Annotated in this window: 15 protein-coding genes; 8 read left to right on the top strand and 7 right to left on the bottom strand. The window is 67.4% G+C overall.

The window, feature by feature from the left end; genetic code table 11:
• Nucleotides 1-113: 113 nt before the first annotated feature.
• The gene (locus BCD48_RS02795) at nucleotides 114-824 is read right to left on the bottom strand and encodes a LuxR C-terminal-related transcriptional regulator (RefSeq protein ID WP_071046644.1); all 711 of its coding nucleotides are present in this window, start codon (nucleotides 822-824) and stop codon (nucleotides 114-116) included.
• Nucleotides 815-3,379, bottom strand: a complete 2,565-nt coding sequence (locus BCD48_RS02800) for a histidine kinase (protein ID WP_157910422.1) — start codon at nucleotides 3,377-3,379, stop codon at nucleotides 815-817. The genes BCD48_RS02795 and BCD48_RS02800 overlap by 10 nt, the downstream gene beginning before the upstream one ends.
• Before the next feature lie 190 nt (nucleotides 3,380-3,569).
• Between BCD48_RS02800 and BCD48_RS02805 the strand changes: the two genes are divergently transcribed.
• Together BCD48_RS02805 and BCD48_RS02810 are read left to right on the top strand one after the other, a co-directional pair.
• The gene (locus tag BCD48_RS02805) at nucleotides 3,570-3,818 is read left to right on the top strand and encodes a hypothetical protein (protein ID WP_071046646.1); all 249 of its coding nucleotides are present in this window, start codon (nucleotides 3,570-3,572) and stop codon (nucleotides 3,816-3,818) included.
• 242 nt (nucleotides 3,819-4,060) lie between these two features.
• The gene (locus BCD48_RS02810; RefSeq protein ID WP_083418085.1) at nucleotides 4,061-4,897 is read left to right on the top strand and encodes a hypothetical protein; all 837 of its coding nucleotides are present in this window, start codon (nucleotides 4,061-4,063) and stop codon (nucleotides 4,895-4,897) included.
• Nucleotides 4,898-4,949: 52 nt separating this feature from the next.
• Here the strand turns inward: BCD48_RS02810 and nhaA are convergent, their stop codons facing one another.
• Complete coding sequence (gene nhaA, locus BCD48_RS02815; RefSeq protein ID WP_071046647.1) at nucleotides 4,950-6,269, bottom strand: Na+/H+ antiporter NhaA; 1,320 nt, start codon at nucleotides 6,267-6,269, stop codon at nucleotides 4,950-4,952.
• A 163-nt stretch (nucleotides 6,270-6,432) separates the two neighbouring features.
• On the opposite strand from nhaA, the gene BCD48_RS02820 reads away from it, so the two are divergent.
• Nucleotides 6,433-6,846, top strand: a complete 414-nt coding sequence (locus BCD48_RS02820) for a hypothetical protein (RefSeq protein WP_071046654.1) — start codon at nucleotides 6,433-6,435, stop codon at nucleotides 6,844-6,846.
• A gap of 124 nt (nucleotides 6,847-6,970) precedes the next feature.
• Here the strand turns inward: BCD48_RS02820 and tuf are convergent, their stop codons facing one another.
• Complete coding sequence (gene tuf, locus BCD48_RS02825) at nucleotides 6,971-8,149, bottom strand: elongation factor Tu (RefSeq protein ID WP_071046648.1); 1,179 nt, start codon at nucleotides 8,147-8,149, stop codon at nucleotides 6,971-6,973.
• Nucleotides 8,150-9,171: 1,022 nt separating this feature from the next.
• Here tuf and BCD48_RS56350 point away from each other — a divergent pair.
• The 5 genes from BCD48_RS56350 to BCD48_RS50465 all read left to right on the top strand — a co-directional run bounded on the left by BCD48_RS56350 (nucleotide 9,172) and on the right by BCD48_RS50465 (nucleotide 14,660).
• Nucleotides 9,172-9,753, top strand: coding sequence for a GNAT family N-acetyltransferase (locus tag BCD48_RS56350; RefSeq protein WP_397428725.1), 582 nt, complete (start codon nucleotides 9,172-9,174; stop codon nucleotides 9,751-9,753).
• A gap of 1,262 nt (nucleotides 9,754-11,015) precedes the next feature.
• Complete coding sequence (locus BCD48_RS45325; RefSeq protein ID WP_157910424.1) at nucleotides 11,016-11,855, top strand: trypsin-like serine peptidase; 840 nt, start codon at nucleotides 11,016-11,018, stop codon at nucleotides 11,853-11,855.
• A complete protein-coding gene (locus BCD48_RS56355) occupies nucleotides 11,852-12,589 on the top strand; it encodes an effector-associated domain EAD1-containing protein (protein ID WP_491677106.1) in 738 nt (245 codons plus the stop codon). The genes BCD48_RS45325 and BCD48_RS56355 overlap by 4 nt, the downstream gene beginning before the upstream one ends.
• A 4-nt stretch (nucleotides 12,590-12,593) precedes the next feature.
• Nucleotides 12,594-12,983, top strand: coding sequence for a hypothetical protein (locus BCD48_RS50460; protein WP_131803734.1), 390 nt, complete (start codon nucleotides 12,594-12,596; stop codon nucleotides 12,981-12,983).
• Between the two features lie 570 nt (nucleotides 12,984-13,553).
• Nucleotides 13,554-14,660: a DUF6414 family protein gene (locus BCD48_RS50465; RefSeq protein ID WP_131803736.1), complete on the top strand. Its 1,107-nt coding sequence runs from the start codon at nucleotides 13,554-13,556 to the stop codon at nucleotides 14,658-14,660.
• A gap of 469 nt (nucleotides 14,661-15,129) precedes the next feature.
• Here the strand turns inward: BCD48_RS50465 and BCD48_RS50470 are convergent, their stop codons facing one another.
• From BCD48_RS50470 to BCD48_RS52870, 3 genes are all read right to left on the bottom strand, one after another.
• Nucleotides 15,130-15,720 (bottom strand): DUF4760 domain-containing protein, encoded by a 591-nt coding sequence (locus BCD48_RS50470; RefSeq protein ID WP_131803738.1) that lies wholly within the window; start codon nucleotides 15,718-15,720, stop codon nucleotides 15,130-15,132.
• A gap of 380 nt (nucleotides 15,721-16,100) precedes the next feature.
• A complete protein-coding gene (locus tag BCD48_RS02835; RefSeq protein ID WP_083418083.1) occupies nucleotides 16,101-17,486 on the bottom strand; it encodes an NsdA family TPR-like regulatory protein in 1,386 nt (461 codons plus the stop codon).
• Between the two features lie 56 nt (nucleotides 17,487-17,542).
• A partial coding sequence (locus BCD48_RS52870) for a hypothetical protein (protein WP_206745000.1) occupies nucleotides 17,543-17,801 on the bottom strand: 259 nt, incomplete at its 5' end.

Raw genomic sequence — 17,801 nt, forward strand, 5'->3', positions numbered from 1 at the left:
CACCGGGCTGGCTGACAGCAAGATCACCGGGATGGGCTGGTTTCCGGTCCGCCTCAGATCCGAGGGTCGCCGAGGTCGCGGTGGCCGCCGCGCTCCCCCTCCGTACCTTGCCCCTACCCGACGTCGGTCGTGGGCGGGGCGTTGAGGTAGGTGATGACGGCGCGGACGCGGCGGTTCTCGTCGGCGGCGGGCAGCAGGCCCAGCCGGGTGAAGATGCTCGCGACGTGCGTCTCGACGGTGCGCAGGCTGACGACGAGCCGGGCCGCGATCGCGGTGTTGGACAGTCCCTGCGCCATCAGGCTGAGGACCTCGCGCTCGCGGTCGCTGAGGGTGGCGACGGTGCCGACCGGCGACCGGCGCTGGACGAGGGCGCGGATCACGACCGGGTCGACGACCGACCCGCCCGCCGCGACCCGGCGGACCGCGGCGAGGAAGTCGTCGATCTCGATCACGCGGTCCTTGAGCAGATAGCCGAGCCCGCCCGCGCCGTCGCTGAAAAGGTCGAGCGCGCCACCGACCTGCACGTGCTGGCTCAGCAGCAGGACCGCCGTCCCGGGATGCGTGGCCCGGATCGCGCGGGCCGCGCGCAGCCCCTCGTCGGTGAACGTCGGCGGCATGCGGATGTCGACGATGGCCAGGTCGGGCGCCTCACGGGCGACGTGGTCAAGCAGGCTGTCTGGGTCACCGACGACTCCGGTGACGGTGATCTGGTCGTCGGCAAGGATGCGCAGCACGCCCTCGCGCAGCAGCACCGCGTCGTCCGCGACCACCACCCGCGGGCCCCGATCGCCGCCGAGGTCGCCACCGTCGTCCGCTATCCGCATGGCAGCTCCGCCCGTAGCTCCGTCGGTCCACCAAGCGGGCTGGCAACGACGAGCTGGCCGCCGCAGGCCTCGACCCGGTCCGCGAGTCCACGCAGCCCGCTGCCAGCGGCGGGGCCTGCGCCCGCGCCGGCAGCGGGGTGCGCCGCGACGGGGGCGCTCGCGCTGGCGGCGAGCGCTCCGGGGGCATCCGAAGCGATCACGGCGCCGCCCGGGCCGCCGTCGACGACGGTGACGGTCAACGACGACTCCCGGCAGGAGGCGCTGACGGTCACCCAGGCGCCGGCGGCGTGCTTGGCGGCGTTGGCGAGGCCTTCCGCGACGACGAACCAGCCCGTCGCCTCGGTCGACGGGCCGTGCCGGTGCGCGGGCAGGTCGAGCAGCCGGACGTCCGCGGGCGCGCGGTCGACGAGCTCGCGCAGCGCCGGGCCGAGGCCTTCGGAGGCCAGCGCCGCCGGCAGCAGCCCCGCAGCCAGCGTTCGCAGGTCGTCGACGGCGGCGCGCAGTTCGTCGACGGCCAGGTCGAGCAGCGGGAGGGTCGCCGGGTCGAGCGCGCCGCCGAGGCGGCGCTGCTCGGAACGCAGCCGCAACGCCAGTGCGACAAGGCGCTGCTGGGCGCCGTCATGCAGGTTGCGCTCGATCCTGCGGCGCTCGGCGTCGGCCGCCGCCACGATCCGGCCTCGGGACGCCTCGACGGCGGCCAGCTGAACCCGCAGCTCGGCCTGCAGGCGGGCGTACTCGAGCGGCATCGCCGCCGCCGCGAGCACCGCGTCGAGCAGGTCCCACTCATGCGGCGGCAGCGGCCGGTGCACCAGCACTCCAAGCTCGCCGCCACCGCCACCGCCGCTATCGGTGTCGTCGGCGGCCCGGCCCGAGCCGTCCCCGCCAACACCGATCCGGCTGCCAAGCCGCCGGACCGCCCGGATGCCGCTGCGTGCGCCGCCCGTCGCCACCTCATCCGGTCCGGCCGTGGAAGTGGGGCCAGCCGCGTCGATGGGCAGGGCGGCGGGCGCGCCGGCCGCGTCGACCAGGCGGCCGTCGGCAAGCGTGAACAGCAGGGCCAGCTCGGGGTCGCGCAGCGCCGCGGCGAGCACGCCGCGCAGTTCGCCGGGCGCGGCGGGCGCCGTCCCCAGCCGGTCGGCGTAGGCGCGGACCCGGGCGACCGCGTCGAACCGGCGCCGGTCGAACCAGCGGTCGATCGTCGCCTGGACGGTACGCCGGGCCGGGCTGACCAACGCGGCGGCGGCAAGGGTGGCGCCGACGATCGCGACGCTGCGCCCGTGCGCGAGGCCGGCCGTCAGCATGCCGAAGCCGGCGGCGCATCCCGCGTAGGTGGCGGCGGCGAGCACGGTCAACGTGCCGTAGACCAGGGTGCGGTTGATCAGTCGGTCGATGCTCCACAGCTGGTAGCGCTCGATCGCGAGGAGCATCGCGGCGACGACGGCCAGCGTGCCGGCCAGGTTGAGGCCGACGCGGGGGGTGACGAGATCGCCGGCCAGGTTCAGGACGACACCGGCGACGCCGCCGAACAGCTGCCACTTCACCTGCTGACGCGTGACCGGTTCGGCGTGGCGCAGCCGGCTGACGAGGCTTGCGAGCCCCGCCGCGAGCCCGGCCAGTGCGGCGACGATCACCACGCCGAGGGCGCCCACCACGATGGCCGGCAGCACGCCGGGCGGGGTCGGGGCGTCCGGCAGCGTCCGCGGCCCGCGGAACGGCCAGCTCAGCACCGCGACGACGACGACCGCCGCGCCTCCGACGGCGGCCGTCAGCTGCGCGGCACGCCATCTCCGGCCAGGCGGGGGGCGGCCGTCCGGGAACCACAGCAAGATCAGTGGTGCGAGCACGGGTGCCGGCAGCCGGGACCAGAGGGTCAGCCAGGAGGCGACCGGGCCGCCTGTTCCCGTTCCAGGGCCGGTCACGTAGACGTGGTCGGCCCACACGATGGCCGCGACGAAGACCGCCCTGGAGACCCCGGCCACCGCGAAGATCCAGGCCAGGCGGTTGCCGGGTTCCCGGTACAGGATGGCGGTGCCCAGCAGCGGCAGCATCACCGCCAGCACCACCGAGAACCCCGGATCGCCGCTGACGAACCGCCCCCAGGTCAGGCCGTCGCGCACCGCGACGACGAGCGCCACCGCCGTCACGCCGACGGACCCCGCCGCCAGCAGCCACGACACCCAGGTCCGCCACGACCAGCCGGGGACCAAGGACGAGCCTCTTCGCGACGACGAGCCGAGGGCGGCGGACGAGCCGAGGGCCGAAGGCGAGCCGACGCGCGATGACGAGCCGGCCAGCACGGTCGAGCCGAGGCCCGGAGGCGAGCCGGCCGGCGACGACGAACCGGGGCCCGACGAGGAGCCGGTTCCCCCAAGCGAGTCGAGGCGCGACGACGAGTCCGCCCGCCGCGACCTTGACGGCCACGACCAGGCCGTCGGCCCCGCGCGGCCGGGGGTTACGGGGCCACCGGCGCCGAGCGGGGCGACGGCGGCGCGCGCCGATGCCCGCTCCGGCACCTGGTCATGGGCACGCCTGGGCGACGGGCCTTCCTCGGTCACCTGCCCATGGTCACCCACGGGGTCGCGGCTTCGCCTCCGTGGCAGCACGGAGCGGGCAGTCCCGCGCGGCCACGGGCGCCGACGACCCGGGTGGCGACGGACAGTTCACGGCGACAACAACCCGGTCCCACCGGGACCCGACGGCCGCTTCCGGGCGTCGCCGTCGGTCCTCTCGTCACAGGAGGTTTCCATGACCGCCATCCTTCCGCTGCTCGGCGGCCTGCTGCTCGGTCGGTTCGCCGCCATCCGCGTCGCGGTCGGCATCCAGATCGCGCTGTACGCCGTGGCCGCCGCGTCCCTCATACTGACCGCGCCGGACCACGGCGGCAGCTACACCGATGGTGTCCTGCTCAGCCTGGTGCTCGCGCCCCTGTCCGCGCTGACCTTCTTCCTCGGTCGGCTCTGGCGCAAGCGCGCCCAGCGCACCCAGAACGCCTAGCGCTGGGCACGCTGCGATGAGGCGCCGGCGCGCGACGTTGATCGGGGCCTTCGACCGCCGGCCTCGGGCCCGAGGTCGACACCAACCCCGCAGCGTCGACGAACAGTCCTGGCCTGGCCCGCCACCGCCCGACGTGCCAGGCCAGGGCTGGCGCCCGCCGCCGGCGGATGAGAAACCGGCGTCCGCGATCCGTCGGCTGCCACCTCGGCGCGGTCCATGGGCCGGGCCGTACCGTCGGACGGGTGGACGCGACGACTTCCCGCCCCGATGCGGATCAGATCTCGGCGACGGCCGGCGCCGGCAGTGGCGGTGGGGCCGTCGGCGCGATCGTCGTGCCGGCTCGGTTCAACGGGCCGCCCGGGAGCGCGAACGGCGGATGGATCTCCGGAACCCTCGCCGGGTACCTCGACGATGCGGGCACGGACACCGCACCCGGCCGGGTGGCAGAGGCGGTGCTGCGTGCGCCGACCCCGCTGGAGGTGCCGCTGGCGGTCGAACCGGCGGACGACGGTGGGGTGCGTCTTGTCCGGGGCGGGACGGTCCTCGTCGAGGCGCACGCGGCGGAGTCCACCGATCTCGGCGACTCGCCGCCGTTTATCGAGCTCGACGAGGCCGAGCGCGCCGCGGCCGCCCTTTTCGCGACGTCGACGCATCCCTTCCCGGGATGCTTCGGCTGCGGGACGGGACGGCCTGTCGGCGACGGCCTGCGGATCCTCCCCGGCCAGGTCGCCGGCGGGCCGCCCGGCCTCGTCGCCACGGCCTGGACCGTCGACCACTCCCTCGCCGAGGCGGACGGAACGGTCGGCCGGCACCTGCTCTGGTCGGCGCTGGACTGCCCGTCGTTCTGGGCGCACCAGGCGACGATGCCCACCGACGGCCTGGCCGCCCTGCTGGCCCGGCAGGCCGTCTCCGCCACCGGCACGGTCACGCCCGGCGAGACCTACGTCGTCGTCGCCCGCGCCGACGCCGCCGACGGCCGCAAACTGCGCGCCTCCTCCGCCCTGTACACCGCCGACGGCCGCCTGCTTGCCTCCTCGACCTCCCTGTGGATCCGCATCCAGTCCGTTCCCCGGCCGTGAACCGGCGCGGCCGAGGCTGGGCATCCAGGTGGGCGGTGCGCCGCGGGTGGGGTCAGTCGACTGCCGGTCGGGCCATGTCCTGGTAGATGTCGGGGATGCCGTCGTGGTCGCGGTCGGCCGTTTCGGCTTCCTCAAGCCGGCGGAAGACACGATTGCGCAGACCTAGCGCCACAGCGGCCAGCAGGGCGGCGAGCAGCGAACTGGCCAGGACCGCGATCTTGACGTGGTCGTCGCGCGCGCTGCCGACGCCGAAGGCGAGCTCGCCGACAAGCAGGGAGACGGTGAATCCGATACCGGCCAGGACCGCCAGCCCGAGGACGTCGACCCAGGCCAGCCCGTCGCCGAGGGTGGCACGGGTGAAGCGGGCTACCAGCCAGGTGGCGGCCATGATCCCCAGCGGCTTGCCGACGACGAGACCGACCACGACACCGAGGGCGGCGCGGTCGGTCAGGGCGTCGGTCAGTCCACTCAGGCCGCCGAGGGTGACGCCGGCGGAGAGGAACGCGAAGACCGGCACCGCCACCCCCGCCGACAGGGGCCGCCAGCGGTGCTCGAAATGCTCGGCCAGCCCCGGTCCCGCGTCCGGCCCGCCGGTACGGGTGCTGCGCCGCACCGGCACCGCGAATCCCAGGAGCACGCCCGCGACGGTGGCGTGCACGCCGGAGGCGTGGACCAGCGCCCAGGTGGCGGCGGCCAGGGGCAGCAGGAGCCACCACGAGCGCACCCGGCGCTGCACCAGCAGGGTGAACACCGCCAGCGGCACCAGCGCGCCCAGCAGCGGGAGGACCAAGAGGTGGCGGGTGTAGACGACAGCGATGATGACGATGGCGAGCAGGTCGTCAACCACGGCGAGCGTGAGCAGGAAGGTCCGTAGCGCGGACGGCAGGTGCCGGCCGATGACTGCCAGCACCGCCAGCGCGAAGGCGATGTCCGTGGCCGTCGGGATCGCCCAGCCGCGTCCGGCGTCACCACCGAGGTTGACCAGCGTGTACAGGACAGCCGGGACGACGACGCCGCCGACGGCCGCGAGGACGGGGACCACGGCCCGCCGCGGGTCGCGGAGGTCTCCGGCGATGAACTCGCGTTTGAGCTCCAGCCCGGCGACGAAGAAGAAGATCGCCAGCAGGCCGTCGGCGGCCCACTGGGCCAGGGTCAGGTTCAGGTGCGCCCAGGAGGGGCCGAGCTGGTAGGACAGCATCGACCGGTAGGAGTGCGACCACGGCGAGTTCGCCCATACGAGAGCCAGTACCGTGGCGGCGAGCAGCAGGCCGCCGCCGATGGTCTCCCTGCGCAGGATCGCGGCGATCCGGCGGGTCTCCGGCCACGACCTGCGGTCGAACAGGCCGAACCGGCGAGGCGGGGTCTGGCTCACGGCGGTGCTCCTAGCCAAGGGGTCGAGTCAGACGCTGCCGACCAGACTTCCCGGCACACCAGACCCACCGTAGCCGGGCCAACGAGCGCGGAGCCCGTCGAGCGGCCGGCGGTGCCCGGATCAGGCTGGCGACCCCCGGGGAAATGTGCCTATGATCTTGGCCATGAACGCCTTGCGCCGGATGCTGTTCGGCGCGGGTCAGCTACCCGCGGATCTGCGCGCCACGCTGGAAGCAGAAGGCCTTGTCCTCCTGGAGGAGGGTCTCACCGGCTCGATCACCTACCGCAACTATCGGGCGCCCGGTCAGCGTTCCAGCTGGCGCAAGGAGGCGGTCTCCGGCGCGATCGCGGTGAGCGCCGGGCGCCTCGTGGTCTGGGCCGGGCGCGGCAAGCACATCGACGTGCCGCTCGCCAGCCCCTTCCTGACCGCGATCGACATCGGCGTCGAGCCCCCGGACCGGGTGCGATTCGCCTACGACGCCGGGAAGTTCAACCCCACCAGGTCTGGCACCGTGGAGGTACGCCTGCGGACCCCGCGGGCCACCCACGTGGCCGAGCTGCTCACACCCCCAGGCTGAACCGGCCGAGCTCACGGACAGCCCGCGGGCGAGCCGTCCGGGCGGACGCGTGGATGTACGCGCCCACCCGGCGGCAGCGGTGGACCCGGCCGAGGAGGACCCGGCGCTGGTTGGTCGCCGGTTTTCAGTCGAGGACGGCGACGACCGTGCCGGCGCCGACCGTTCGGCCGCCCTCGCGGATCGCGAAGCCGAGCCCGTTCTCCAGCGGTACCGGCTTGCCGAGCCGCACCGTCATCTCGGCGGTGTCTCCTGGCAGCGCGACGCCGACCTCACCCAGGTCGACCTCGCCGACCACGTCCGTGGTCCGCAGGTAGAACTGCGGGCGGTAGCCGGACGCGATGCCGGTGCGCCGGCCACCGGCGCCCGGCGCGAGCAGGTGGACCCGGGCGGCGAACCGCTGGTGCACCGTCACGCTCCCCGGCGCCGCGAGGACGTTGCCCCGTCGCAGCTGCGTACGGTGCACGCCGCGCAGCAGCAGCGCGACGTTGTCACCGGCGAGGGCGGACTCCATCGGCTTGCCGAACGTCTCCAGCCCGGTGACCACCGTCGCCAGCCGCGTGCCGAGGCCGCACACGTCAGCCCGGTCGCCCACGCGGACGGCGCCACGCTCGATCGCCCCGGTCACCACCGTTCCACGACCGGTGATGGTCAGGACGTTCTCCACCGGAAGCAGGAACGGCGCCGTGGTGTAACGGTCAGGAACCGGGACGTACTTGTCGACGGCGTCCAGCAGTGCCTGGATCGAGGCCGTCCACGCCGGGTCGCCCGCCAGGGCGCGCAGCCCGGAGACGCGGACCACCGGCACCTCGTCGCCCGGGTAGCCGTGCCCCGCCAGCAACTCGCGGATTTCCAGCTCCACCAGGTCCGTGATCTCCGGGTCCGCGGCATCCGCCTTGTTCAGCGCGACCACGACGTGCCGGACCCCGACTTGCCGGGCCAGCAGCACGTGCTCGGCCGTCTGCGGCATCACGCCGTCCTGGGCCGACACCACCAGGATCGCGCCGTCGAGCTGAGCCGCACCCGTGATCATGTTCTTCACGTAGTCGGCGTGGCCCGGCATGTCCACGTGGGCGTAGTGCCGACTGGCGGTCTCGTACTCGACGTGCGCGATGTTGATGGTGATGCCGCGGGCGATCTCCTCGGGGGCGCGGTCGATCCGGTCGAACGGGACGAACGAGCCGGAGCCGGTGTCGGCGAGAACCTTGGTGATCGCGGCGGTCAGCGTCGTCTTCCCGTGGTCGACGTGACCCATCGTGCCGATGTTGAGATGCGGTTTGGTGCGGACGTAGGCCTGCTTGGCCATTGTTCTTCCTCGGTGCTCGAAGCCGCGAGCCCCTGGGCCTACCGACCCTTCCCTGCGGGGCTCCGGACGATCCGGGAAGAGTCAGCGTCGCGCGCCGCCGGGCAGCGCGTCGGCGGCCAGCGCCGAGAAGGGCAGCACGACAGCACCCGCGACCAGGGCGGGCGACGAGGCGTCGTGCCGGAACATGGCTCTCATGGTGGCCGGCCGAGGAAGGGCTGGCGAATGCTTTTCCGCGCCGCACCGCACCGCACCGTCCGCCGCCGCGCCGTTCCCGGACGGGCGCTTCACCGGCGCGGTAAGACGGACCACGGGCCCGACGACGGTTGACCAGGCGACCAACCAGTACCCCGTCACCTTGCCTTCGGCGACCACCGACACCACAGAGCCGGGTCAGGAGGCTGGCGCCAGCGCCGAGCCAGCCGGCAGTCGTCAGCGGTGGTCGCCCGGATCGCGCCGTCACTAGTGATCAGAACCGGCCTGGGCTGGCCACACGGGGCGACGAAAATCGCTGGTGGCCGGCTGGGCGGAACCAGTGGGTGATCTGGTGGAGTTGTGGGAGCCAGAGCGAGGAAACGAAATTACTCAAGTCCAGGCCAGCAGATCTGCGTGACGTCGGTCACGTGTGCGACCCGCCTGAACTGCCTGTCTCTCTCGGTCAACGGCGGCCGGCGACCCTCCTGATGGGGTTGCCGGCCGCCGTAGGCTGTCTCGGGGCCGAGGGGCCTTGGCCCTTCTCATGCCTCGGGCTGAGCGGGGCTCCTCCGGCGGGCAGGCAAGCTCTGCTTTGCGCCAGGGTTCTCGGCCGGGCAAGACCCGTCGGCGCCACTTTCACCGGTCGTGACGGATGTGGGTCTTGCGCGGTCGGGGTTCCTGGGGCAACCCTCCGGGTGCCTGCTCGCCGGAGGAGACACTCGGACTCCCGCCGTCCCTCCCCTCCTTTGGTGACTGGTCGGGGGCACGGGGGCAGCGCCCCCGCTTCCACATGGGAACTGCTCGCGCCCCGCGTGGGCCTCGTCCAGCGGATGCCGCGACGACATGATCGAAATTGCGCGGCCAACGCCGACACGGCTCGGGGTCATCAAAATGGTTTGGCTCCAGCAGGCGAGGGGGCCAACAATGGCCGGGTGACCAGGAGTGTCGCGGTTCGACCTGCGACAGCGGCAGACGTTGTCGCGCTCGGTAGGTTGAACGCCGTCGTACAAGAACTACATGCCCGCACTCATCCAACCGAATTTTGTGCGCCTGACGCTACCGCCGCCGCCTCGTTCTTCCGCGAGAAGTTGGACCAGCCGAACGTGTTGGTGCTGCTCGCCGAAGAAGGCGGCCGGACGGTTGGCTATCTTTACGCCGAAGAACAACATCGAGAAGCGAACCTCTTCAGACCGCGATCGAGCGTCCTGGAGATCCACCAAATCTGCACACGTTCCGACAGGCGTAGAGGGGGCGTCGGCCGCGCTCTAATGACCGCCGCCGAGCAGCATGCGGTCAGCTGGGGGCTGGACGGTTTACGCCTAAGTACCGGGAGCTTCAACACGGACGCGCAACAATTCTTCGCCAGCCTTGGGTATGTACCGTACAGCATACGGCTCATGCGGCGTCTCTGAACTCTCGCTCATCCGGGGCTTGGATGAGCGTCGTGGACGGGGAGACTCTGGGATTCGGGTACTGCGCGACAAGGCGCCAGGCCGACGGCGGTGGGTTGCGACGCGCCGCCGCTCCGCCACGTGCGGGCGGGGTGGCGGCCCGACGCGCCCGGGGTGCCGAGCGAAGCGAGGCGGGGCCCCGGGGCGTGGCGGGGCTGACGGGACCCGCCCGCGCGTGGCGTGTGCGGCGCTGCGCGGCGCGCGCCCCGAAGGGACGCCTTGAAACCGTGTAGAAATTCTGCGCCAGCGATCTTCGCTCAGATCTTCGCCCAGATTCGCCCGCGCTGCCAGGAGGAACGGCCACGCGGAGATCGACACTGACGACCTCCGCGTCCCCTGACGGCTCGGGAGTGCCGTCGCAGACCGACGCGCCTACCCGGCCGACACGGCGCCCCAAGACCGACGTCGAAGGGCAACCGCTCCGGCGGGAGGACGGGCCCTGGGATTAGGAGGAGCCGGCGCGACGTCTACGGACGTCTGTGGACGTCCATGCAGTTTGGCCTGCCAGCGCGCCGAGTCCACAGACGTCCACGGCCGTCCAGGGGCGTCCCCCGGCTCGGATACACGGTTGGGTGCAGTGCCCCGGCTGTACCCGGCTGCTTCGGCTCGGCGTTCGTCCGGTCGCGGCGGCCAGCGCCTTGGCACCGCAACCTTATGTTCCGTAGTCCTCGGAACCCCGTCCGGGCTATCGACAAGGGTTTACTGGCGGACCGGGGTACCCGACATTTATGCGTCTTCGGTGCGACGATCCCCCGAATTGCAGTCGAGCGCTGGGAGCTGCGAGCTTGCTCGAACAGCACATTCGAGTGCAGCAGAAGTGATCGAGTCACTACGGCTACCCGACAGCCAAGAAACGGCGTAGATCTACGGCACGAATCGGAACAAAAAGTACAACTTACGCTAAATCGGCAAATCAATCTTGTAGAATTTTGCAATGGTGGTAGACGCCCCGTACGGATCGCGGGACTATCAGCGGTAGTCCGGCGCAATCGGAGGCTTCTGTGGGCTGCCTGCTTGATCGACTTCCTTTCGACTACTCTTATCCAGAGGCTCGCGAGCTCCGGGACCTACTAGCGGGTCTTTATTATAGAGACTCAGACGTATTTGCACTGACAGACGCTATTGGGTTACCTCGCCGCTCAGTGCATTTTGGTCAAAATTCGGACGAAACATGGCATCAGCTTCTCATTGATACGAGATCTCGCGGTACGCTGGAAATGCTGATGGGCCTTGTGTTGCAGGATGAGAAAGTCGTCTCGCACCACGCGAGGATCGAAGAACTACTCCGCGATAGCCCTGTGACATCGGTGCCAGAGACAATCGATGCGCCCATCGAGGATACCGATGTCATATCTCCCGATGTCCTAGAACTCGTTGAGAGGCAAACGGGCGACCGCTCGACGCTAATAGATATTTCGCTTCTCCGGGGCGCGTTGCGTGTATCGCCGGCCGTTGTGCGCTTGGTCGTTCACTTTGGCCGCGTTCCTTACACCGCGACTGGTGTCTGCATCTCACGTAACACTATTTTGACAAACCATCACGTTATCTACGACTGGGATAACGGAGAACGGCGCTTGACGTCAGGAGTTGCTTGGTTGGGCTATGAGACATCTTCGGGAGGTCTTGTTCGGGATCCGATAAAACTGAATTTGACCCCCGAGAGTGCGATCGGTGACAGGGCGCTTGACTGGTGTGTCATAAGCACTCACGCGCCGATTCCTGAGACGTTCGGTTACCTTCGGCTGCCCACAGATTCGGAACTTGAGGTCGGAGATGCGGTATCAATTATTCAGCATCCAAATGGTCGGCCAAAACAGATCTCCCTGCAGCACAATGCAGTCGTATCAATTGCGGGTAGCACGGTCAGCTATTTTACAGATACTGAGGAAGGTTCTTCTGGCAGCCCGGTCTTCGACGAGCAGTGGCGGGTTGTGGCACTCCACAAAGGGTCCGGTAATGAGCGGATTGGAAGTGCAAGAAAGATTGTAAATCGTGGCACACTGATAGGTGCAGTCATCCGTGGGCTGGGGAATGCCCAAGTCCCGTTTGAGACGATGCGATGAACTCCAGAAATCGGATCCTAGATGAACCTCGCCTAACGTTCGACGATGAGCGAGTCCGGATTCTAGAGGATCTGCTGGGGCAGGCATACCAAACTAGTGGTGCAGTCCGACGACTGGCAGAGGAGGTGTCTGGTTTCCCAACAGAGAAAGTTGTCTGGGATGCGGCTGCACAGAATTTGTGGCGTGATGTTCTGCGGAACGCCGCCGCAGCCGGAGTACTGCGATCTTTGGTAGGGCGCGTTGTGGACGACGCACAGGTAGCTGGATTTCGCCAAAAAATCATCGACATTGTATCGAGGTTGGACCAGACCATCAGCGATAGTCGTGATCAAGAAAAAGCGGGCACGGTCGCAGGCAAAGCGAACGAATCGCAACTAGGCGAGGTAATTCAATTTCGCCCACGCCGCGAGGGCGTGCGTTCGCCCGGCCAGAACCCTCCGGACCTCTGGCACAACTTTTTTGATGTATTGCTCGGTACCTCTTTCGACAGCCGAGATCCCGCCACCTTCGCCGCTGACACCATGGCTCTTAGAATGATGCTCTTGGGTGCTCACCCACGTGCCCCAGTGCAGCCTGACAGAATTGCGGAGATTGTCGACGAGCTTCGTCGATGCCTACAGAATGCCGTTACCGCTGGCACTAGTGCCTCGGAGCTAGCCCGCTGCGCCGACTCCTGTGAACAATTTCGTGGCTGGCTAGTCGGAATTACTAATCAGCGTAGATCGATAACCTGACTAGATGGCCGCGGCAGCTCGATGGTCGGAGCGCGACCCGTCCGGAGACGCCGCGCTGGAGATCCTTGGGGAATTTGAAACAGTATCGCGCAGGGTCGTACTTCTCTCACACAAAGAGATCGGCGGACTCGAGTCTAAGCTCGACGAACTAATTTCTATTTTGAAAGAAATAGAAGGCGACATGCAAGATGTTGCCGTCAGGAATGCGCTGCGGAAGATGAGAAGAGAGTTTATTGGTGCCGCTGGCGCTTTGTTTGAATTTCAGCTCGGCATTGGTAAGAGTGGGACGCCGAATCAGCGTGCCCAGGCCGCTAAACAGCGGAAGGGATTGTGGATTGACTATCAGAAAGCCTTAGAGGAACTCAATGAATATCTTGAGCGGGTTACAAGGTAACTGCACTCGTCAGCCACCTGCCATATTTCCCCGCCTCTGCAGCATCATTCCCTGGTGAAATGGGCTCGAACCACGACCGGGGGATTATGAGATTGCTAGATACTCCGCTGTATTCGTCCACCGACGTCCGCCGGTCCTGGTCCTGAGCCGTCTGGATTCCACGGACGTCCGTGGTCGTCCGCTGCTGTCGGCCGGCTTGGCTGCCAACCTGGCTGCCACGGACCGGCAACCTGACCTCGGCACCGCGCGGGCCGAGCGTCGAACGCTGACCCTTACACACGCGACCGCCGAGTGCGATCTTCGTTGGTAGGCCGACCCGTACTGCAGGCGCGTCAACGCCGAGGAACGAAGCGGCGCGACAGCATCTAGGCAGTCGACCTCCCGATCACAAGATCGGCCCGCGTCGTCCACAGACGTCCACAGACGTCCACAAGCGTCCATAGGTCCTGCTCACGGCTCCGCCCGCGTCCATCATCGTCCGCTGATGTCGGCCAGTGTCCGCGGGCTTGGCTGTACGGATGGCTCTACTGCCACGGCCGAGGGCCACGGAGAGTCGATGCAGACCACTAAGTGTCCTCCAAGGAACATGTATGGTCGGACTGTCGTCCTAATCGGGGCTATCGCGACAAATTTTTTAAAGTGGGTGTTGTGGCAGAACTAGAGCTAGTTTCAGGCGGGCTTCCGCGCTTCGTTCGCGACTATCTTTATGTCGATGTTTCGCGCACTCGTTCTCTGCTCGCTCAGATCGACGAGGGCGTAATCGAAAAAAGAACGACCGAGACCACCGAAGGACAAAGACGCGAGGGTCGGGCGGGTGTTACACGCGCTAACTACCTTGGGAAGAACTCGGAATCTGTGGTGCGCGAGGAGTACGAGCGAGCGTTCCATGATTCGCTATTCGGTCACTTCGAGGAGTTGGCCGAGTCCTGTGGACTTCTCGTCGATATCTCCGAGCAGATGCAGTCAGAGGATGCGGCGTCGGTTAGTGGCGAAATTCCAGCCGGGACGCTCGTGCGCATAACAGGTCCAACCTGCCTGTTCGACTCGGGTTACCTTCGGTCCAGCTTCAAAAATATCATAAATGTCGCCCGAGGTCTAAGTTCACTCGGTGGTGGCGACGCTCCCGTGGTCCGGACCGGGCAGAATAAGGGCCAGCGTCCGAGGCAGAACGGACTAGGTCGCGCACGTGGCGGTATTGAGCCAGACGAGCGAGACGCAATGGTTTCCAAGATGCTTGACGGCATGGAGCCATCAAGCATTGGCTCTCTCGCGGAAGTAGTTGAGGGCCTGTTCCCGGACGGCATCTGGGCAATTCAACGCCTCGGTCCCGATCGCGATGTGCTGATCTCCGCACGCTGCTCGGCGACGTCGGAGTATCTAGAGAAGGACCGCAATGCGCTCTTCTCGCGCTACGGAGTCGGCTACTCACAGTGGACAATGGTTGGGCTAGTCGGAAGCCGCGACTCATTGGTACCCGAGACTGATCTGACGATAACCGATACCAACGGTGTTCTCGACCGCGCCAAGATAGTTGATGTTATCCTTGGATTGATGGCACTAATCGGAGCGACTGGATTCGCCGAAGCTCCTCAGGGTAACAATTTTGCTGTCACGCCACTCGGCATTTATAGAATTGTGACGCCTTGGGCGCCGAGTGCTGCCAGGAAGCCATCTTAAGCGCTAAATCGCGATCAACCGGCTGTGAAATCGAGCAGCACGGACCGCCATCGGAAATCTCTGCGAAATATTCGTCGGGTGGCGACGTCGTGTGAATACTGACGATCAGGGCGAAGCAGCAAATGGCGAGAGGGACCGAACTCTAACCCCTGTCTTGCAAAGTCGGTCCGGGTCGTCCAGGGGCGTCGGTGGTCGTCTGCGGCTTCTGCTTGGGTTCTAAATCGATTCCACTGGCGTCCACCGTCGTCCATGTCAGTCCGCCAGCTGGGCTACACGGTTGGTTACAGGGGCGTCGCGCAACCAAGGCGGAATGACGCAGAGTACGTGACCTCAGTGACCAGGAAATTGTGAATCTTCGGTGCGTCGTCTGCCGACATCCACAGACGTCCGCCGCCGCTGGTTGCGAACACGGCTTCGTATACCCGCCGGGATCCCGGCAGTGCAAGATCCGCCAGCGCTACTTGATCTTTCAATCGCTCGTGCGGATCTTGCACGATCGGGGTCCGGGTGGTAACCCTACGGCGCCGTTCTTACGAGCCCGCAATTGGTGGATATTGTGGAAATTGGACCGCATGCCGAGCCTTTTATAAACGTCGGCGGGCTCGCGTTCGGAGATTCGTATCGCCAAATCCTCAAAATATACGAAAGTATTTGTCCTGCAACGTACTCTCTCGTTCTCGATATACGGTTTAAGAACAGCCCACGTCTGCGTTACGCCCGTGCCGTAGGAGCCAATCACGAGATCCCCATCGATGATCTTGTGTGCGACCAGTTTCCCCAGATCATCATAGAATATGCCAACAAGCTGAATATACTGGACAATGTCAGGCGGCAGCGCCAATATTCCGCTAGCCGGATCATGCTCCAGGCTGAGCCTCCCGTAAATGTAGAGGCGTGCTTCGGTAAACTCGGGTTGGCGGGTCTCCCGGAATGCTTCGACGATGATCGGTATTATGTTGGCGCCGTGAGAAAATCGAGATTGCTGCCTGGCGGTCAAAACTGACGCCAGGAGCGCCGCCAATGAAATGACGACGGCGGCGAAATTTAAAAGAGCACTCACTTGGCGACATCCAGCTCATGGGTGACGATAGGTCCGAAGGAAGTAGAGCACTCGGAAGCTACCAAGACGTGGGGGGTGATCTTACCGTCACCTTCGACCTTCTGAATCGCCACTGATGGTTACCCCCAATTTGATAGCAAGACGCGATCAACCTACCTGGAGGTTGTCGTGCGTTGGATGCGCCGGCCTCCTGCGACGCGCCGGCGAGCACGGCGCCCCAGGGCCGCGCGCAGCCGTCGCGCGACGCGGCGGAGGTCCCTTGACCCCAGATCTGGCAATCCGGGCAGTCAACGAACGGGCAAGTTCGACGGATGATCTTCTTCTCGCTAACCCCGCGTGGATCGTCGGCGGTGGCGATCTGTGCTGTGTGTCTGTGCTGGTCAGGTGGTGCGTGGGGAGGGTAGTGCGTTGCGGGAGACGGTGACGATTTCGCCGAGGTCGCGGATGGCGGGTAGGTCGGGCCAGCGTGCGTGCATCTCGCGCCACATCTGGCCTGCGTTCTGGATGACGGTGCGGCTGGGTCGGCCGTCGAGGACGGTGAGTGCGCGGGTGGCGGCGTCGGCGGCCTGTTCGGGCTCGGGGTTGGTTCGGCGTAGGTAGGCGCGGCAGAGGGTGTTGTAGCTGCCGCCGATCTGGACGTAGTGGCCGGGTCCGGCGGCGATCTCGGCGTCGAGGCCTGTGCGGGCGTGTTGTTCTGCGGTGTGGCCGTCGCCGAGGTGGCCGAGGGTTCCGGCGAGGAAGCCCTGTACGAAGGCTGGGCCGCCGGGGTTGGGTCCGGGCATGATGCCGCCGTGCCAGACGTGTTCCTGCATGTCGGCCAGGGCGGTGCGCGCGTCGTCGGGCCGTCCGGCCAGGGCTATGGCGCGGGCTTCGCAGCCGGCGAGGATCGGCCGGGTGAACGGGTGGGCGTCGGGTCGGGCGGCTGCGGCGATGTCAGCGGCCTGGGCGTACGCGCCGGTGAAGTAGGCGACTGAGGAGCGCATGGCGGCAACCGACCCGGCCAGCAGGGTGACGTCTGACCGGGTGGAGGTGTGCGTAGGTAGCAGGTCGCGCGCTTCGTCGGCGTGCTGGGTCGCGACGTGAAAGAACGACCGGGCCGAGCGGTCATCGGCCAGATCGAACGCGAGGGTGCCCAGATAGAACGCGAAGTTCCCGGCGAGGAGGGTCATCCGCCCGCGTACGCGGGGTGAGACCCGGCCGTCGAGGACGTCTTCGATGGTCTGCCACCTGGTTCCGACCGTCGCGGCAAGGGTGGCATGGGGTGTGTTGCGGTAGGTGTCCGCGACATGGTGGAGATCGGCTTCGTACTGGTCCAGGGTGAGCGGGTCGGGATCCGCACGTGCGATGCGATGCGAGAGTTCGGCTGCTGCGGGTCCCAGGGCCAGTAGGCGTAGGGCGTCTCGTCGGTCCGTCGGGCTCGCCTCCTCGACCTGGGTGGCGTGTCCATCGTCACGCGGTATCCAGGCGGGCACCATCCTGCGCTGGAGGGTGAAAGCCGCGTCACGCCCGGACGGCCGGTCGGAGGGCGAGAGCAAGACGTCGCTGTCGATGCCGAACATGGCTTCCAGGACGCGCCGGGCGACCGGATAGGGCCTGGCGACGGTGCCAGCAAGCCAGCGTTTCGCCTGACGGTCGGTAACGCCATACGTGTCGGCGCCGATGGCGGCGGCCGTGTCGGCGTAGTGGCGACAGAAATCCTCGACGGTCCAACGTCGCTGGACCAGCAGGTGCGCGAGGAGAGTGCGGGGTCGGGGCTGTGGGGGCATGACGTCCTTGGGTGTCCGGCGGCCTGTGCCGATCGTGGCCCGCCCACAGCGTGGTGTCACGACCTGGTAGCTGCGACCGCCTGGATGTCCCGGAGAAGTCCCTGAAAAGTCCCTATCCCGGTCCGGTGAGGGGCGCTGGCGATATCCCGATCATCGCCGCTTTCCGGAATCGACTCGTGACCGATCGTCGCGGTGATGGCGTCGATGCTCTGGGGGTGCCGGCAAGGCTCCGGCACGTTTGAAGTTTGACCGGCCTGTCGGGGATTGTCCGTTTGTGGTCTGGCTGGCTTGTCATGGGAAGCCGTGGAGGTCGAG

The organism is Pseudofrankia coriaricola, from assembly GCF_001854805.1.
Classification (GTDB): domain Bacteria; phylum Actinomycetota; class Actinomycetes; order Frankiales; family Frankiaceae; genus Pseudofrankia.

Coding starts and splice junctions, on each gene's coding strand:
- BCD48_RS02820 (WP_071046654.1), top strand. CDS start 6,433: ATGAACGCCTTGCGCCGGATGCTGTTCGGCGCGGGTCAGCTACCCGCG.
- tuf (WP_071046648.1), bottom strand. CDS start 8,149: ATGGCCAAGCAGGCCTACGTCCGCACCAAACCGCATCTCAACATCGGC.
- BCD48_RS02795 (WP_071046644.1), bottom strand. CDS start 824: ATGCGGATAGCGGACGACGGTGGCGACCTCGGCGGCGATCGGGGCCCG.
- BCD48_RS45325 (WP_157910424.1), top strand. CDS start 11,016: ATGGGCCTTGTGTTGCAGGATGAGAAAGTCGTCTCGCACCACGCGAGG.
- BCD48_RS02835 (WP_083418083.1), bottom strand. CDS start 17,486: ATGCCCCCACAGCCCCGACCCCGCACTCTCCTCGCGCACCTGCTGGTC.
- BCD48_RS56350 (WP_397428725.1), top strand. CDS start 9,172: ATGCCGCGACGACATGATCGAAATTGCGCGGCCAACGCCGACACGGCT.
- BCD48_RS56355 (WP_491677106.1), top strand. CDS start 11,852: ATGAACTCCAGAAATCGGATCCTAGATGAACCTCGCCTAACGTTCGAC.
- BCD48_RS02805 (WP_071046646.1), top strand. CDS start 3,570: ATGACCGCCATCCTTCCGCTGCTCGGCGGCCTGCTGCTCGGTCGGTTC.
- BCD48_RS50460 (WP_131803734.1), top strand. CDS start 12,594: ATGGCCGCGGCAGCTCGATGGTCGGAGCGCGACCCGTCCGGAGACGCC.